Origin of the sequence: Frankia sp. R82, from assembly GCF_023716925.1 — a bacterium.
GTDB lineage: Bacteria > Actinomycetota > Actinomycetes > Frankiales > Frankiaceae > Frankia.
This window is the reverse complement of record NZ_JAMQQG010000096.1, coordinates 1-17,137: the sequence shown is the minus strand read 5'-3', so window position 1 is coordinate 17,137 and position 17,137 is coordinate 1. Positions and strand designations below refer to the sequence as shown.

The window sequence follows — 17,137 nt, the reverse complement described above, 5'->3', positions numbered from 1 at the left end:
GGCCTCGAGCCACCCGGCGGCCAGCCCCCACGACCAGGCGGCGCCGAAGGCGCCGCGCTCGCCGCCCGTCCCGTCCTCACTGTCGCGCAAGCGCGCGGCGAGGACGGGATGGGCGGCGTCGAGCCGGGCGAGCAGCAGATCGCGTCGGGCGGTGGCCCGGGCCCGACCGAGATGGGCGGTGAGCCGCTCGGTGGCGCTCGCGTAGGCGGCACCGTCCCGGGCCCGGGTCGCCGCGACCACCGCGGCCAGTGGGCCGGGGGCGTCCGCCCGGGTGGCGAGCTGCTCGTGGTCGGCGGTGACCTGGACGAGCCGGGCCTCGGCGAGGATCGCGGTGCTCGCCGGCTGTTCGGCCGCGAGGGCCGCGGCGAGTTCGCCGATCGCAGCGGCGTGGGTGACCTGTGGGACGAACCCGGAGCCGAGCTCCGCGGCCACCCTGACCAGCCGATCACGTGCGGCCACCACCGCCCCGATCGCCGCGACCACCTCGTGGCGTTCCAGCAGCCGCGACACCGCGACCTCGACCGGCAGCCCCGGCGGCGGCGGATGACCGGCCAGCACCCAGGCCCGTGCGGCGGCGTCCAGGGCGAGCTGCGCCCGTAGCCGGATCAGCACCAGGTCGAGCAGCTCGACCGTGGTCGGGGCGAGCCCGTCCACGGTCACCTGCGCCAGCAGGGCCTCGGCCGCCCGCTGCGCCTTCGGTCGGAACCGCCGGCGCAGTCCACCACCCTCGTCGACATGCGTCCGCAGCGCCTCGCCCTGCGCCAGCAACGTCGCCGGATCGGACGTCTGCTCCGCTTCGGCGGGTTCGGCGGGTTCGGCGGCTTCTGTGGGTTCCTCGGCCGGCGCCGCCCCGCCGTCGGCGGGCTGCGGGGCGCCGGCGGGGAGCACCACCTCGTGCAGGCCGAGCGCGGTCAGATGGCTGGCTGCCTCGGCGACCTGGGCCGCGGCCGCGTCGATCTTCGCCCACACCAGCCGGTCGCGACCGGCGAGCGCATCGTCGACGGCGGCCGGGATCCAGGCCTGGTCAGACAGCCGGGCAGCCCGCTGCCGCAGTTCGTCCAGCGCCTGGACGAGGCTGCCGAGCGCGCGACGCAGATCGTCGGCCGCCGCGGGGGAGAACGCGGTCAGGGCGTCCAGCAGGTTGTTCGCTGCCGGGGTGAGGTTCGCCCGGGCGGCTTCGGCCGCGGCCTGCGCCGTCTCGCCGGCCGTGACCAGTGCGGCGAACCGGTCCGCGGCCAGCACCGGCCAGGTCCGGCCCGCTCCGTCCTCGTCGGCCCGTCCGGGGCTCGGCTGTCCCGGGTCGGTCCGTGGTGGGGAGGCCGCGGGTTGCGGGCGGTGCGGGGGGTACTGGCGTACCAGGATGCCCAGCTCGGCGGCCTCGTCGTCGGTCAGCGGCGGGTCGGGCGCAGCCATCGCCAGGTCCGTCGAAGGATGGGACGGGGCTGGGATGGGCAGGGGCAGCCAGCCGTGGACCGCCTGCTCGGCGCGGACCCTGGCCGCGATGCTCGCGCGGGTGCCGCTCCAGCCCGGGGCGATCGCGGCCTCGGGATGCACCGTGTGCTCCGCGGCCCGGACGGCGCGGGCCTGCGCGGCCAGCGCATCCCGGTCGCGCACGGCCTGGTCGCGGCGTTCGGTGGCCCGTGCGATCCGACGGTCGAGGGCTTCGGGCCGGTAGGCGGCCCGCTGGGCGGCCAGCGCGCTCACACTCACGGCGAGTTCCGGTGCGCCGATGCCGGCGTCCACGGGAACAGGACCGCCACCGGCGCCGGCGCGGCCGTCGGGATGGTCGGTGCCGTCGGGATCGTCGGTGCCGTCGGGATCGTCGGTGTCGGTGAGGGAGACGCACAGGTCCCGCAGCTCGGGGGGCAGTTTCGCCCGCAGCACCCGCAGGGCCTGCGCCTTCTGGCTGGTGACGAGGACCCGCTGACCCTCGGCGAGCAGCGCACAGATCAGGTTCGCGATCGTGTGGGTCTTGCCGGTCCCGGGCGGACCCTCGACGACGACACCGTTGTCATGGCGCAGCCGGTCCAGCACCAGGGCCTGCTCCGGGCTGGTGGGCAGCGGCAGCAGCGGATCGGCGCCGAGCAGCGAGCCGTCGGCGGCACCCTCCGCGGCGAGCCAGGCGAGGCGCTCGTCGGTGTCCAGGGTCGCGACGAGCTGGGCCAGGCCCAGCGGCGCGGGACCATCACCGCGCAGCGCGTCGAGCATCTGCTCGTAGTAGCCGCGCAGCGCGGCCGAGTCGCGCACCCGCAGCACCAGCGCCGGGGCGAACGTCACCTGCGGCCCTGTCCGGTCCCCCGCCCCGGTGCTCGGTGCCGGGGGCGCGGTCTGCGGGTCGAAGCCGGCGGCGGGGACGTCCACGGCCAGGGTGAGCCACGTACGCAGCAGTCGGGCATCGTCCGGGCCGAGTGGCGCCGGTGCCCGGTGGCGTAGGCGTTCGTGCAGGTTGTTGGTGCGTTCCCGGTGGAACGAGGCGACGCCGTCGAGCAGCGGACCGTCGTCGAGGCGGGTCGTCGCGTCCGCCGGCAGCCGCACCCGGATGTCGGAGGTGACCGGGTCGATCTCGCAGCGCACCCGGGTGGCCAGCAGATGCTCCCGGACGGGCGGACCATCCGGTGGTGTCCAGGTGAGCAGCCCCGTGGCCAGCACCAGCTCCAGCGCGTCGCCCTCCTGCGCGAGCCGGGCGGCCAGGGCGTGCAACGTGGTGTGCAGCGTCCGGCGCTCGGCGTCCGCCCGGGCCCGGGACGCCCAGATCCGCCAGGCCGGCAGCCATTCCCGATAGGCCCGCTCGACGGCCTCGGCCTCGGCGGCGTCGCTGGCGTCGCTGGCGTCGTCGGGTACCGGGGGACGGTCGGGATCGGCCTCCGCGGCGCCGGGCAGGTGCAGCCGTCCGACGAGGACGCCCGGCGGCGGAGGCGGCGGCGGCAGACTGGCCGCGCCCGGCGCGGTCAGCAGGACCTCACCCGCACCGACCTGCTCGGACGCCGTCACGCCGGCCGGGAGATCGGCCAGCCAGAGGGTCAGCGGGTGATCCTCGACCACCCGTACCCGGGTGCCCCGGGCCACGGCCAGCTCGTGCAGGAAGCGCACCAGCCGGTGACACCGGTCGGCCAGTGCGGCGCGCTGGTCGTCCGCCGACATCGGTCAGCCTCCTCCGTCCCGGGTCGCGGACGCCACCGCGATCGCCGAATGTGGGACTGTCGTCACCGAGAGCATTGAGATCATCTCGTCCGGACCTGTGCATCATGACGGCTGGCTCCCGGGCCCGGCCGGGCGGGGGAGCGCCGGCGTCGCCGGTGGGCAGGCGTGTTCCTGATGTTGCCTGTTCGGCGGCGGTGGCGACCGCGGCGGCCGGTGCGGCGTGCCGGCGCACCGCGGGACGAGCGGATGCGACAACATACACATCCGTGATGTCACGGTTCTATGCGGATTTGCACATCCACTCCCGATACTCACGGGCCTGTAGCCGCGACTGCGACCTGGAGCATCTGGCCTGGTGGGCGGCCCGTAAGGGAATCGCGGTGGTCGGGACGGGGGACTTCACCCATCCGGCGTGGTCGCAGGAGCTCGCGGACAAGCTGGTGCCCGCCGAGCCGGGGCTGTTCCGGCTGCGCCCCGACCTCGAGGCCGAGGTGCTGCGCACGCTCCCGGCATCATGCCGGACGGCCACCCGCTTCCTGATCTCGTCGGAGATCTCCACCATCTACAAGCGGGGCGAGCGGACCCGCAAGGTGCACCATCTGCTGTACGCGCCGACCCGCGAACAGGCCGCCGCCATCACCGTCGCGCTTGCCCGGATCGGCAACCTGGCCGCCGACGGCCGGCCCATCCTGGGCCTGGACTCCCGCGACCTGCTGGAGATCACCCTGGCCGGCGGGCCCGGCTGCTATCTCGTCCCCGCGCACGTCTGGACGCCGTGGTTCGCGGTCCTGGGCTCGAAGTCGGGCTTCGACGCGGTCGAGGACTGCTACGTCGACCTGGCCGACGAGATCTTCGCCCTGGAGACGGGACTGTCCGCCGACCCGGAGATGTTCTGGCGGATCTCGGGGCTCGACCGCTACCGGCTGGTCAGCAACTCCGACGCGCACTCCCCGCCGATGCTCGGCCGGGAGGCGACCGCCTTCACCTGCGAGCTGGACTACTTCGCGATCGAGGCGGCGCTGCGCGGCGGCGACGGGTTCGCCGGCACCGTCGAGTTCTTCCCCGAGGAGGGCAAGTACCACCTGGACGGCCACCGCAAATGCGGGGTGGTGCTGACCCCCGAGCAGACCCGTGAGGTCGGTGGACGCTGCCCGACCTGCGGCGGGCTGCTCACCGTCGGCGTGCTCAACCGGGTGGAGGCGCTCGCTGACCGCCCGGGCGGGACGGTCCCGGCGACGGCGGGCGCGGTCAGCTCGCTGGTGCCGCTGCCGGAGATCGTCGGCGAGATCCTCGGGGTCGGTCCGAAAAGCAAGGCGGTCGCCACCCAGGTCACCTCCCTGGTGGCCCAGCTCGGTCCCGAGCTGAACATCCTCGGCGACGTCCCGACCGACCAGATCGCCGAGGTCGGCTCCGCGGAGCTGGTCGAGGCGATCACCCGGCTGCGCCGCGGCACGGTGCTCCGCCAGGCCGGCTACGACGGCGAGTACGGCGTCATCCGGCTGTTCACCCCGGACGAGCTGTCCCCCGCCGCCGACACCCTGTTCGACCTCGCCCCCGTCCCCACCCCCACGCCGACACCCGCACCCCTCACCTCCCCAGCCCCCGCCGCTTCTCCAGCCCCCGCCGCTTCTCCGGCCTCCTCCGCGCCCTCCGCAGGCCCAGGCCCAGGCCCCGTCGGCATCCCGGCCGGACCGTCGCCGGACGAGCCGCTCGCGACGGCGGCGCCGTCCGTGCTGGACGGGCTCGACCCGGACCAGCGGCAGGCGGCGGCACATGCGGCCGGACCCCTGCTGGTACTCGCCGGGCCCGGTACCGGCAAGACGCGCACGCTGGTGCACGCGATCGCCCACCGGGTCGCCGAGCTCGGCGTGCCGGCCGGCCAGTGCCTGGCCGTGACGTTCACCCGCCGGGCCGCGGGCGAGCTCGCCGAACGGCTCGAGGCGCTGCTCGGGCAGCGGGCCGCCGGCATCCTCGCGACCACGTTCCACGGGCTGGGACTCACGATCGTCCGGGAGCAGCACGAGCGGCTGGCCCGCGGCGCGCACGTCCAGGTGGCCGACGACGCGGTGCGTACCGAACTGCTCGACGCCGCCCTGCACGGCGAGGGTGACGCCCGCCGGCAGCGACGGATCGCCGCCGGGATCGCCGACCTCAAACGGCAACGGGCCCTCGGTGCGGCGCGCCGCGACCACGACCTGCTCGGCGTTCTGGCCCGTTATGACGCGGCGCTGCGCGACCGGGACATGGTCGATCTCGACGATCTGATCGCCGCACCGCTGACGCTGCTGCGGGACGCACCCGACCTCGTCGAGCACTACCGGGCGCGGTTTCGCCACGTCTGGGTCGACGAGTACCAGGACACCGACGAGCTCCAGTACCGGCTGCTGGCGCTGCTGTGCCCGCCGACGGCGAACCTGAGCGTCATCGGCGACCCCGACCAGGCCATCTACAGTTTCCGCGGCGCCGATGTCGGCTTCTTCCTGCGCTTCGAACAGGACTACCCGGGTGCCCGCACCGCCGCCCTCACCCGCGGCTACCGCTCCACCCCGACGATCGTGCGCGCCGCCCTCGACGCGATCGCGCCCGCAAGCCTCGTCCCCGGCCGCACCCTGACCGCCGTGCGCGGCCGGGCCGGGGACGGCCCGGTGCTGCTGCGCCGTCACCGCAGCGAGACCGAGGAGGCGATCGCCGTCGTCGACAGCATCGACGCGGCCCTCGGTGGTACCTCGTTCCACGCCCTGGACACCGGCGTGGACGGCTCGGTCGACGCCGGCCTGTCCTTCGCCGACGTCGCCGTGCTCTACCGCACCACCCGCCAGGCCGAACCCGTCATGGCAGCCCTGGCCACCCGCGGTTTCCCGTTCCAGCGCCGCTCCCACCTGCCGCTGGCCGACGCTCCCGCCGTCGCCTTCCTGCTCGCCCTGCTGCGTGCCCCGCTCGCCGGCCCGTCCTCGGTCGTGGGCGCCGGCCGCGGAGCCGACCCGGTCCCGGTGTCGTTGCTGGTCCGGGACGTGGCCGGCCGGGCTGGCGCGCTCGCGGACGCGCTCGGCACCGAACTCGGCGCGGCCAGCCTGCTCGCCGAGCCCGACGGACTCGGCCTGCCGGGCCTCGACGGCCGGTCCGCACCGGCGGGGCTGGTGGGCGGCGGACGGATGCCGGCTGGTCGGGTGCCGTCCGAAGCGGAGCTGCGCCTGGCGGTCGAGCTGTTGATGCCGGCCGCGGCCAGCGCCGGCACCGATCTGGACGCCTTCCTCACCGCCGTCACGATGGCCAGCGAGGTGGATGGCTACGACCCTCGCGCCGACCGCGTCTCGCTGCTCACCCTGCACGCCAGCAAGGGCCTCGAGTTCGGCCTGGTCTTCCTGATCGGCTGCGAGGACGGCCTGCTCCCCATGCGTTTCGGCGCGGCCCGTCCCAGGGCCGGCGCGGGCGACGGTGCAGCTCCGACCCCGGACTCGTCGGCGGCGGCCGAGACGGCCCGGGCGGTGGAGGCGGAGGAGCGGCGGTTGTTCTTCGTCGGCATCACCCGGGCCCGGGACCGCCTGATCCTCTCCTCGGCGACGCGGCGTCCCGGCCGCGACGCCGACACCCGTCCATCCCCGTTCCTCGCCGACATCGGCGCGGCCCTGCTGTCCGCCGAACCGACACCGGTCCCGGACGCACCGCGGCGCCGGGGCCGCCCGACCGCAGGCCAGCAACTTCGCCTGGTCTGACCGGCGATCGGAGCAGGCCCCAGGCAGTCCCCGCTCCAGGCGGTCAGCGTGCGGCAGATCGCCCGGGGGCTGCTCCGGCCAACCGGTGGCGTTTGGCCACCTCGCGGTCTGGATGGCCCTCGCCCTCGTGATTCTGCTCCGGGCGGCGCGCGGGTCCCTCGTCCCGAACGGGCGCGAAGATCGCCCCTAGGGCGGCGAGGGCACCGGGGACGGCCCGGTAGTAGGCCCAGACCCCGCGCTTGTCGCGGGTGAGCAGGCCGGCGTCCACCAGGACCTTCAGGTGATGGCTGACGGTCGGCTGGGTCAGTCCGAGCGGTTCGGTGAGCTCGCAGACGCACGCCTCGCCACCCTCGCGGGCGTAGATCATCGACAGCAGGCGCAGCCGGGTGGGCACCGCGATGGCCTTGAGGACCGCGGCAAGCGTGTCCGCCTCGGCGGCCGACAGCGGGGCACGCGTCAGCGGCGTGCAGCACGCCGAGATCGCCCCGGCCGCACCAGGCGGCGCATCCAGGTCGGTCTGGAGGGCGCGGGCCGGGAGCACGTCCGGCCGGAAGGTCGTGACCACCCGTCCAGCATGCCCCAGGCATTGACAGCCGTCTATCTCTGCGTCCATCCTCGTCTCGGCAGGGATAGACAGCCATCTATGCGTAGGGGTGATCGTGGTGGCGAGAGTGCAGTTGGCGCTGAACGTCTCGGATGTGGACGCGGCGGTGGAGTTCTACGGGAAGCTGTTCGGGGCGCAGCCGGCGAAGCGTCGGCCCGGGTATGCGAACTTCGCGATCGACCTGCCGCCGCTGAAGCTGGTCCTGATCGAGAACCCGGCGGCGCGTGGTGCCGGGGTGGCCGGGGCGCTCAACCACCTCGGCGTCGAGGTCGAGACGACGGAGGACGTCTCGGCGGCGACCGCGCGGCTGGCCGGTGCCGGGCTCGCGACGGCGAGCGAGCAGAGCACCGCCTGCTGTTATGCGTTGCAGGACAAGGTCTGGGTCGATGATCCCGACGGCGCTCCCTGGGAGATCTACACCGTGCTCGCCGACATCGCCGAGAGCGCGGGTGGCCAGCTTCGGCAGGTCGAGCCGGCGGCGAACCGGCCGGGGTCGGCGTGTGACTGCGGACCGGTCTGTGCGCCGGCTGATCGCTGAGGCGCTGGGCAGCGCGCTGCTCACGGCGCTGGTCGTCGGCTCCGGGATCGCGGCGCAGCAGCTCAGCCCCGGGCAGACCGGGCTGCAGCTGGTCGAGAACGCGGCGGCGACCGCCGTCGGGCTCTACGCCATCATCCTGATGGTCGGTCCGGTGTCGGGCGCGCACCTCAACCCGGTGGTGACCGTGGTGGACGCGGCGTTCGGCGGGCTCCCGTGGCGGGATGCCGCGGCCTACCTGCCCGCTCAGATCGCCGGTTGTGTGGGTGGTGCGGTGCTGGCGAACCTGATGTTCGCCCGGTCGGCGGTGTCGATCGCGGCGCATCACCGGGCGTCGGGGGCACATCTGCTCGCCGAGGTGGTCGCGACGGCCGGACTGATCCTGCTGATCTTCTCGCTGGCTCGCACCGGCCGGGGGGAACGTGCTCCGGCGGGGGTCGGAGCCTATATCGGTGCGGCCTACTGGTTCACCAGCTCCACGAGCTTCGCCAATCCGGCGATCAGCGTCGGCCGGATGTTCTCCGACACCTTCGCCGGCATCGCCCCGGCCTCGGTACCCGCTTTCATCGCCGCCCAACTGGCCGGCGGGACTCTCGGCTACGGCCTGGTCCGTCTGCTCTACCCAGCCGGTCCCGCGGAACCAGAACCGGACGCCGAGGCCCTGCTGTCTCGTTCGTGAACGCCACCCACGCACATTCCGAAAAGGAGCCCCGGTGTCCGACCTGCCGTCGGTGCTGTTTGTCTGTGTCCACAACGCCGGTCGCTCCCAGATGGCCGCCGGCTTTCTGACCCATCTCGCCGCCGGCCGCGTCGAGGTCCGCTCCGCCGGCTCCATGCCCGCCGGTCACGTCAACCCCGCTGCCGTCGTCGCCATGGCCGAGGTCGGTATCGACATCGCCGGCGAAACCCCGAAGATCCTCACCGCCGATGCCGTCGAGGCCTCCACCGTCGTCATCACCATGGGCTGCGGCGACACCTGCCCGGTCTTCCCCGGCGTCCGCTACGAGGACTGGAAACTCGACGACCCCGCCGGCCAGGGCCTCGACGCCGTCCGCCCCATCCGCGACGCCATCCGCATCCGCGTCGAGAAGCTCCTCAAGGAGATTCTCCCCGTATAGCCCTGCACAGGATCGGCGCGCTGGCGCCGGCTGCTGGGGTGTGGGCCGCAGCCAGCCGGCTTTGCCAGGCGTGATCGCGTGCTTGGAGCCTGCGGGGCGGGTCAGTGGACGACGTCGAAGACCTGCTTCTGGATGCCGTTGGGGTAGGCCTCGGACTCGATCAGCTTCAGGGCGGTCTTGTCCTTGTCCGCCGCGCTGAACAGGCGCTTTCCGGCACCGAGCAGGACCGGGAAGACCAGCAGGTGGTAGCGGTCGACGAGGCCGGCGTCGGCGAGGCTCGCACCCAGGGTGGCGCTGCCGTGGACGGCGATCGGGCCGCCTTCGGTCTCCTTCAGCGCGGCGACGTCGTCCACCGAGCGCAGAATCGTGGCCGGCCAGCGCGAGTCGTCCTCCCTGAGAGTGGTGGAGACGACGTAGCGGGGCATCGCGTTGTAGCCGGCGAACTCCGTCATCGTCGGCCAGACCGGAGCGAAGGCCTCGTAGCTGGTGCGGCCGAGCAGCAGGGCGGTGGTCTCCTCCTGCTCGCGGCCCTTGAGCTCGTAGGCGGCGGGGTCGAACTCGATGTCCTTGAACGTCCAGCCGGTGTTGCGATAGTCGGCCTCGCCGCCCGGGGCCTCCATGACGCCGTCCAATGACACGAAGGCAGTGACGATCAGTGTGCGCATCGGGGGTTCTCCTCCTGGACTGTGGCAACTCCCCTGGTGGGGCTATGCCGACATCCTGCAGGGCCCCACCGACAAAAACGTGGCCGGTTCTCGGTGGAGCCGGTGGAGCCGGTGGAGCCGGTGGAGCCGGAAGCCGGTGTCCGGGGCGGTTCCGCGGAACCGCCGGGCCGGGGGATCGGCGGCCCGAAGGTCAGAGCTTGCGCAGGACCATGGCGAGGTTCCAGGTGATGATCTCGCGGGCGCCGGGGACCTTGAGGATGTGCTTGGCCCAGTCGGGGAGGTAGCGGGGCATCGCGTCGAGGACCTCGACGTCGCCGCGGCGCCGGGCCCAGGCCAGGGTGTCGGCGACCGAGACGGGGAACAGGGTGCGGCCGTAGATGTTCTTCGGCGCGTGACCCCTGCGGCGTTCGAAGCGGGCGGCGGCGCGGTCGCCACCGAGGTAGTGCCAGGGGGCCGTCTCGTGGCCGCCCCAGGGGGACAGCCAGTTCGTGTAGCTCAGGAAGATCAGCCCGCCGGGGCGGGTGACGCGGACCAGCTCCGAGCACATCCGCCACGGGTCGGGCACGTGCTCGAGCACGTTGGACGTGTAGGTCAGGTCGATGCTGCCGGTCAGGAACGGCAGATCCAGCGCGCTGCCACGGACCCGGCCGGGCACATCGATGTTGGCCGCCTCCATCTCGGAGACGTCCGGCTCGACCCAGACGTAGCGGGCGCCGGCGTCCAGGAACGCGGAGCGGAAGTAGCCGGGGCCACCGCCGACGTCCAGGATGAGCTGGCCGGTCAGCGAGGTGTAGCGCTGGAGCTGACGGACGGAGTCCGCGGCGATCAGCGAGTAGAAGCCGGCCGGGTCGACGGGCTCCTTGCGGTGCGCGAGGAACAGGGTCTTCGACCGGGTCAGCCCCCAGCCCGAGTACGGCAGAGTGCGCACCAGCAGCTCGTCGTCCTGCGCACCGTTCGCCGACGCCGGCGGGCCGACCGGGGCTGCTGGCGCCGGGCTGGCCGAGGGTGCCGTCGTGCTCGCCGAGGATGCCGCCGTCTCAGACATGGCGGGGACGATAACACCCGGCCGCACTGGCCCAAACGGGCCGGCGCCACGGGTGCTCATCCGGTTGCGGTGCGCAGCTAACCGCAGGTGGAACGGGATCGGGGCAGCGCCGGGGTCGGCGTCGACGGTCGAGGCGGGCTGGCGATACCCGACACGGCGGACTATGTCGCAATAGACCGTTCGTCCTATTTGCTGGCAATCCCGGGAAAGTTTCCTCCTGTGCGGTTTAACGTGGATCAGCGACTGTTTTCCGGGCGCGGTTTCGCCCTTTCTTGTTCCCTGACCCATGCCGGTGGTGCGTTCCCGGTGACCCAAGGATCGGTGATGGCCTTGCTGTGTGCACATATTTGCCCCAAACCGGTAGAACTGGAACGGGTGGCGGCGTGACTCAGGTTTCCTCGGCTGCCGAGGTTCCGGTGCAGGTGGGCGAGGTGACGATCTCACCGTCCACGACGCTCGACGGTTTTTCGCCGGCGTGGCGAGCGGTGCTCGACCAGCCGTTGGGGCTGCGGTCGGAGCTCGACCGAATGCGGGAGACCGCCCCGTTCTACGACGCGACGGTCGACGAGATCCACGGGCGCCAGGTGCGTATCGGCGACCACTGGCTGACCGACTTCGCCTCCTGTAACTATCTCGGGCTCGACCTGGACCGGGAGGTGATCGCCGCGGTTGGGCCGTACCTGGATCGGTGGGGAACCCATCCGAGCTGGTCGCGGATGATTGCCAGCCCCGAGCCGTACGCCGAGATCGAAGCGACCCTCGCCGATCTGCTCGGTGCCGAGGACGCCCTGCTGCTGCCGACGATCACCCATATCCAGCTGTCGGTGCTGCCGGCGCTGGTCGCCCACGGGTCACTGTTCGTCGAGGTCCACGCCCACCAGACGGCGCACGACGGCGCGGTGATGACCGCCGCGCGCGGCGGTACGGTCGCCCGGTTCCGCGAGGACCGGCTCGACCGGCTCGAGCGCCGCCTGCGCCGGGCCCCGTTCCCCCGGCTGATCTGCGTGGACGGTATCCACAGCATGACCGGCAACGCCCCGCCGCTGGCCGACCTGCTCACCCTCGCCCGCGCCCATGACGCCCTGCTCTACATCGACGACGCGCACGGTTTCGGCATTGTCGGTGAACGGTCACCGGACGAGTCGAGCCCCTACGGATCCCGGGGCAACGGCATTGTGCGCCACCTGAACCAGACGTACGACAACGTCGTCCTCATCGGTGGATTCTCGAAGGCGTACTCGTCGTTGCTGGCCTTCGTCGCCTGCCCGACCCGGGTGAAGGACTATCTCAAGTCCGCAGCCGGCCCGTACATCTTCTCCGGCCCGTCGCCGGTGGCGTCCCTGGCGACGGGCCTGGTCGGGCTGCAGATCAACGAGCGTCGCGGGGACGAGCTGCGGGCCCGGCTGTACACGCTGACCCGCCGGCTGCTGGACGGAATCCGGCGGCTCGGGCTCGCCACCCTTAACACCAGCGGCTTTCCGATCGTCGAGATTCCACTGCGCAATCCCGACCACGCCGAGGACCTCGGCCGCTTCCTGTATGCGCGGGGAGTGCTCGCCGGCGTGGTGCCCTACCCGATCGTGCCGCGGGAGAACGTGGGAATGCGGGTCCAGGTGACCGCGGCGAACACCGAGACCGAGATCGACGACCTGCTCGCCATCCTCGCCGACGCCCACGCCCGCTACCCGCTCGCCCTCGCGGCTCCCGAGGTCGATGCTGACCCCGGTGCTGGCACCAGCACCGGGGAGGTCTGAGCCGGTCGGTCCGGACGGTCAGCCGGTGGCGGGGGCGAGCCGGCTGACCGGGAGGCGATCCCGGGCGAGACGGACATCGGCGTCACGGACCCTGGCGAGTACGGCGAGATAGTCCCGCCGGGGGACGTCCCGGGCGCCGAGTGAGATCAGATGCTCGGTGGTCAGCTGCACATCGAGCAGGACGCCGCCGGCGGCACAGAACCGGGCGTCGAAGTCGGCCAGCGCGATCTTGGAGGCATCGGTCCGGGCGTGGAACATCGACTCCCCGGCGAAGACCCCGCCGACCCCCACCCCGTACATCCCGCCGACGAGCTCGTCGCCGTCCCACACCTCGATGCTGTGCGCCCAGCCCAGCGCGTGCAGCTGCGCATAGCCGTCCAGCAGCTCGTCGGTGATCCACCCGGACGTGCCGTCGCGCTGACAGCCGCGCACGACGTCGACGAACGCCTCGTCGATGGACGTGGTCCACCCGCAGCTGCGCAGCCGCCTGCGCAGCGAGCGGCTCACCCGCACCCCGCCGGCCGGGATCACCGCCCGCGGGTCCGGGCTCCACCAGGGCAGGTCGTAGCCGCCGGGCCGCCCCGGCGACAGGTGCCGGATCCGCCGGGCCGCGACGGCCGCCCGCAGCATCCGGTAGTAGTCGGCCAGGCCCAGCTCACCAGACTCACCCGATCCGCCGGACCCCGCGGTGCCCTCCTGCCCGGCGGTGCGTCCTGCGGGGTCGCCGGACGCCTCGGGGGCGCCGTAGCCGTAGACGCTGACGATGCCGTCCACCGTCTCGACCGCACCAGGATCACCTGCCGCGGCGGCACTGGTTACCGCCACGGACGTGCTGGTGGTGTCGGGGGCGGCGGCCTCGTCGGGCTCGTCGCTGGGCCAGGGGAACGCGCCGACGCGGTAGGCGCCGATCAGAGTCGCCGGGTCCATGGTGCCGCCGACGGCGACGGGGGCCCGCCGCGGACTGCGGTGCAGGGAGACGCCATCCCAGACGGAGGGCCCGACCGGCTGCGGCACCGTGGTCAGGTCCACCGAACCTCCGTTACCAAGGCCCCTCCACCCGACGGTGTGATGGTCACAGTCTCGATCTTCGCAGGCCGACCGTCACGGTGCGGTCGTCACGGCACTGCTGTGCCGGGGGAGCCGGCGGTCGACCGCCGACTCCGGCTGCGCAGCCATCGTCTCCCGGTATCGGCGCAGATGTTCGGTAATCGTCTCGGCGGGACCAGGCTCACCGAAGAAGTAGCCCTGGGCGAGGTCGCATCCGACGTCACCGAGCATCTGGACCGCCGCCGCGGTCTCCACCCCCTCGACGACGATGCGCAGGCCCAGGGCGTGGGCGAGCCGTACCGTCGACCGCACGATCTCCTCGGCCCGGGGGTCGACGGCCATCCGGCGCAGAAACGACTTGTCGAGTTTGAGCACGTCCACCGGTAGTTCGAGCAACCGGGCGAGGGAGGAATATCCGACGCCGTAGTCGTCCACGGCAATTCCGATGCCGTTTTCGCGCAGTGCCGCGAGTACGCGCGCAGAACCATCCTGGTCGCGCATGAGCGCGGTTTCGGTGATTTCCAGTTCCAGGGCTGCGGGGGGCAGGCCGAACTGGGTGAGCAGCCGGCGGACCCGGGTGGGAAAATCACGGTCGAGCAGGTCGGGGGCGGCGATGTTCACCGCGACGGCGATGTTCAACCCCGCGGCCTGCCAGCGCCGGGCCTGATCGAGCGCGATGCCCAGCACCTCGCCCGTCAGCATGCGGATGAACCCGGCCTGTTCGGCCAGGGGGACGAACACCTCCGGCCCGAGCAGGCCGCGGGTCGGATGCCGCCAGCGGACGAGGGCCTCCACCGACTCCGCCCGGCCGGTGGCGAGGGCGACCTTGAGCTGGTAGTAGACCTCGAGCTGGCCGGTGCCGAGCGCGGCCCGCAGCTGTTCGACCATGTCGAGACGTTCCCGGCTGCCGGCGTCCAGGCCCGGATGGAACGTTTCGAAGCCGCTGCGACCGGTCTTCGCCGCGTACATCGCCACATCCGCCCGGCGTAGCAACGTCTGGGCTTCCTCCTTCCGCCCGTCCGTTTCCAGAACGTCTGTTTCCGGAACGTCCGTCAGCCGGGCGGTCGGGGCGGGATCCGTGGTGACGTCACCGGGATGGATGGCGGCGCCGATGCTCGCGCTGATGTGCAGGGTGGTCCCGGCGACGTCGAACGGTTCGGCGAGGATCGCGAGGACCCGGTCGGCGACCCGCCTGGCGACGTCCGCGTCGGCGTGGTCCAACAGCACGGCGAACTCGTCCCCGCCGAGGCGGGCCAGCAGGTCACCGGGGCGCAGCGCCGCGCAGATCCGGGAACCGACCTGGATGAGCAGCGCGTCGCCGGTGTGATGCCCGAGCGAATCGTTGATCACCTTGAAGCGGTCGAGGTCGAGCAGCAGCAGGACGACGCTGCCCGCATCGCCGTCGCGCTCGAGGCAGGCCAGCCGTTCGAGGAACGCCCGGCGGTTGGCCAGGCCGGTGAGATCGTCGGTGCGGGCCAGGACACTGCTGTCGGCGAGCCGTTGGACCTCGATGAAGGTGCGCCCGGCGCGGGCGAGCGCGGCCAGCACCGTCGCCGCGGCCAGCCCGACGGTCACCGGCGGCAGGTCGATGGTGGCACCGAGCACGAGCAGTCCGAGCGCGACGGTCGCGAGGACCATCGGCACAGCGATGACACCCCAGCCGGACATCGTCGCCGACGGCTGCCAACGCGGGCGCAGCCAGGCCGCCAGCGCCGGCATGAGCGCCGAGAACAGCCACAACGTCGACATCACGCCCACCGGTGGCGGACAGCCGGCCTCGACGATCACCAGCAGCAGCGAGTCGGCGCACGCGAACCCGACCAGACCCGCCCCGAGCAGCCACCACACTCGCCCCGGCCGCCAGCCGAGCAGGCCGAACACGGTCACCACCAGGAGAATCAGCAACAGATCGGCCACCGGGTAGACCACGTTCACGACCAGCGACCACACCCCCAGGTCGGTGTTGGCCCGCGCCATCAGCACACCGATGCCGCTGGTCAGCGCGGCCACTCCGAGCAGCCCGACCAGCGCGTCCAGCCAGACGCTGCGATGCAGCCGGACCAGCCGTCGGCGCAGCAGCAGGATCACCGCCGCATAGCAGGCCGGGTAGAACAGCAGCCAGCCGATGTCCGCCGGGGACGGTTCCAGGGTCGTCGCCTGTTCACCGATGGTGACGTTGTGATAGATGATCCCGCCGCTGTAGCTGACCAGCCCGGCGCCGAGCAGCGCCCAGGGCAGTCGCTCCCCCCGTACCAGGGCCGCCCGCGACAGACAGATTCCGCCCGAGCCGAGTGCCACGCAGAACCGCAACGAGCGGGCCTGGTCGCCGAACCATGGGACGTCCACGAAGGACGCCACCGCCAGGAGCACGGCGACGAGCACCAGCAGCATCTGCGCCACCCGGATCAGGCGGAACCGCCGCGGGGGAGCAGGCAGGATGGTCAACGGTTCATCCCCCGCCGAGATTGCCGACGACGGCCGCGAGAGCGACGTCCGATGGGGTCATATCTGGATTGTCGTACAACGGCGATTCGGCGCATAACCGGTGGAAGTCCGTCGGGGAGAGGCTGGGGTGTCGTTGGGTCTGGTGAAGCTCTCTGTGTGCGGACGGGTCCCGCTGGGCGATCTCGGGTGGCCGGTGCCGCCCGGATCGCGGCACCTCGCATAACGCCGCATAACGTGCGAAACGGCGGTGACCAGGACACCGGGCGGGGCGGATACCGGGACAGCTGGCCACCGGACAGGAAGCGGACATCGACGCGCGCGGATCGCGCAATCCGGTGGTTTACCCGGTGGGTGGCATCACCCTGACTATGCTGATCTCAGTAGAAGGGGGGAGGCGGACGGGGGCTGACAATGTCTGTAGACAAACATCCGGGATGGGTTCCGAACACTCTCCGGCGTTTTCGTGAGGCGCACGGGCTCACCCAGGACGGACTTGCCGAACGAGTGCGCGGGCTGCCCGAGAAGGACGGAATGCGGCCGCCCGCGGCCACCGCGGAAATGATCCGGCGTCATGAACTCGGCAAGGTTTTCCCGGGGGTTGCCTATCGGCGGGCGTACTGTCGGCTGTTCGGCGTCACCGAGCCGGAGCTGGGTTTTCGGCCGTTGCTTTCCGGCGAGACGGTGGCGGCCCGGCGGCCCTACGGCGGCTGGCGGGACACCCCCCTCGACGACGCCGGACCGGTTCTGACCACTGCCCTGCCAGGTTTCCCGCCAGGCCCGCCCGGCGCCTCGTCCCGGCCGGCCGGGACGGACGATCCGGCCCTGGGCGGTTCCGGGGCCGCCACCACGCCTGTGGATCCGACGTTGCCGTTGTCGCCACCGGCGCCCTCGGCTGCGCCGGTCGGCGCGTCGTTGCGGGCCTACCCGGGGCCGTGGCCCGGCGGGTCACCACGGCGCGGTGCATCCGCTCCTGGTGCCGCCGCCTGGACCCGGCGCAGCAGCGAGCTGCTCGCGGCGTTCCTGTCCACCGCGGTGAACGTCCCCGCCCGCCCAGCCGCGTCGGCCCCGTC

Annotated in this window: 9 protein-coding genes and 3 pseudogenes; 6 read left to right on the top strand and 6 right to left on the bottom strand. The window is 72.6% G+C overall.

All coding sequences use genetic code 11. The features are described from left to right. Nucleotides 1–3,141: pseudogene (locus ND747_RS15640) on the bottom strand (AAA family ATPase); the annotation flags it as partial. 269 nt (nt 3,142–3,410) lie between these two features. Between ND747_RS15640 and ND747_RS15635 the strand changes: the two are divergent. After that, complete coding sequence (locus tag ND747_RS15635; RefSeq protein WP_285900598.1) at nt 3,411–6,854, top strand: UvrD-helicase domain-containing protein; 3,444 nt, start codon at nt 3,411–3,413, stop codon at nt 6,852–6,854. Nucleotides 6,855–7,023: 169 nt separating this feature from the next. On the opposite strand, the pseudogene ND747_RS15630 reads toward ND747_RS15635, so the two are convergent. Continuing rightward, nucleotides 7,024–7,419, bottom strand: a pseudogene (locus ND747_RS15630) (ArsR/SmtB family transcription factor); the annotation flags it as partial. Between the two features lie 97 nt (nt 7,420–7,516). Here ND747_RS15630 and ND747_RS15625 point away from each other — a divergent pair. Genes ND747_RS15625 through ND747_RS15615 form a run of 3 tightly spaced genes read left to right on the top strand, consistent with a single transcriptional unit; the run spans nt 7,517 to nt 9,111 of the window. Further along, complete coding sequence (locus ND747_RS15625; RefSeq protein ID WP_251734354.1) at nt 7,517–7,996, top strand: ArsI/CadI family heavy metal resistance metalloenzyme; 480 nt, start codon at nt 7,517–7,519, stop codon at nt 7,994–7,996. Continuing rightward, nucleotides 7,977–8,672 (top strand): MIP/aquaporin family protein, encoded by a 696-nt coding sequence (locus ND747_RS15620; RefSeq protein ID WP_251734353.1) that lies wholly within the window; start codon nt 7,977–7,979, stop codon nt 8,670–8,672. The genes ND747_RS15625 and ND747_RS15620 overlap by 20 nt, the downstream gene beginning before the upstream one ends. 34 nt (nt 8,673–8,706) lie before the next feature. After that, a complete protein-coding gene (locus tag ND747_RS15615; protein WP_251734352.1) occupies nt 8,707–9,111 on the top strand; it encodes an arsenate reductase ArsC in 405 nt (134 codons plus the stop codon). A gap of 101 nt (nt 9,112–9,212) precedes the next feature. Here the strand turns inward: ND747_RS15615 and ND747_RS15610 are convergent, their stop codons facing one another. Continuing rightward, the gene (locus ND747_RS15610) at nt 9,213–9,776 is read right to left on the bottom strand and encodes a dihydrofolate reductase family protein (RefSeq protein ID WP_251734351.1); all 564 of its coding nucleotides are present in this window, start codon (nt 9,774–9,776) and stop codon (nt 9,213–9,215) included. Nucleotides 9,777–9,966: 190 nt separating this feature from the next. Then, on the bottom strand, nt 9,967–10,704 hold the full coding sequence (locus ND747_RS15605) for a class I SAM-dependent methyltransferase (RefSeq protein ID WP_251734358.1): 738 nt from the start codon (nt 10,702–10,704) through the stop codon (nt 9,967–9,969). 500 nt (nt 10,705–11,204) lie between these two features. On the opposite strand from ND747_RS15605, the gene ND747_RS15600 reads away from it, so the two are divergent. After that, nucleotides 11,205–12,575 carry a pyridoxal phosphate-dependent aminotransferase family protein gene (locus ND747_RS15600; RefSeq protein WP_251734350.1) on the top strand — a complete coding sequence of 457 codons (1,371 nt, stop codon included), beginning with the start codon at nt 11,205–11,207 and terminating at the stop codon, nt 12,573–12,575. Nucleotides 12,576–12,593: 18 nt separating this feature from the next. On the opposite strand, the gene aat is transcribed toward ND747_RS15600, so the two are convergent. Both aat and ND747_RS15590 read right to left on the bottom strand, forming a co-directional pair. After that, the gene (aat, locus tag ND747_RS15595; protein ID WP_251734349.1) at nt 12,594–13,604 is read right to left on the bottom strand and encodes a leucyl/phenylalanyl-tRNA--protein transferase; all 1,011 of its coding nucleotides are present in this window, start codon (nt 13,602–13,604) and stop codon (nt 12,594–12,596) included. 72 nt (nt 13,605–13,676) lie between these two features. Next, a complete protein-coding gene (locus ND747_RS15590; protein WP_374216240.1) occupies nt 13,677–16,067 on the bottom strand; it encodes a putative bifunctional diguanylate cyclase/phosphodiesterase in 2,391 nt (796 codons plus the stop codon). A 531-nt stretch (nt 16,068–16,598) separates the two neighbouring features. Here ND747_RS15590 and ND747_RS15585 point away from each other — a divergent pair. After that, nucleotides 16,599–17,137, top strand: a pseudogene (locus ND747_RS15585) (hypothetical protein); the annotation flags it as partial.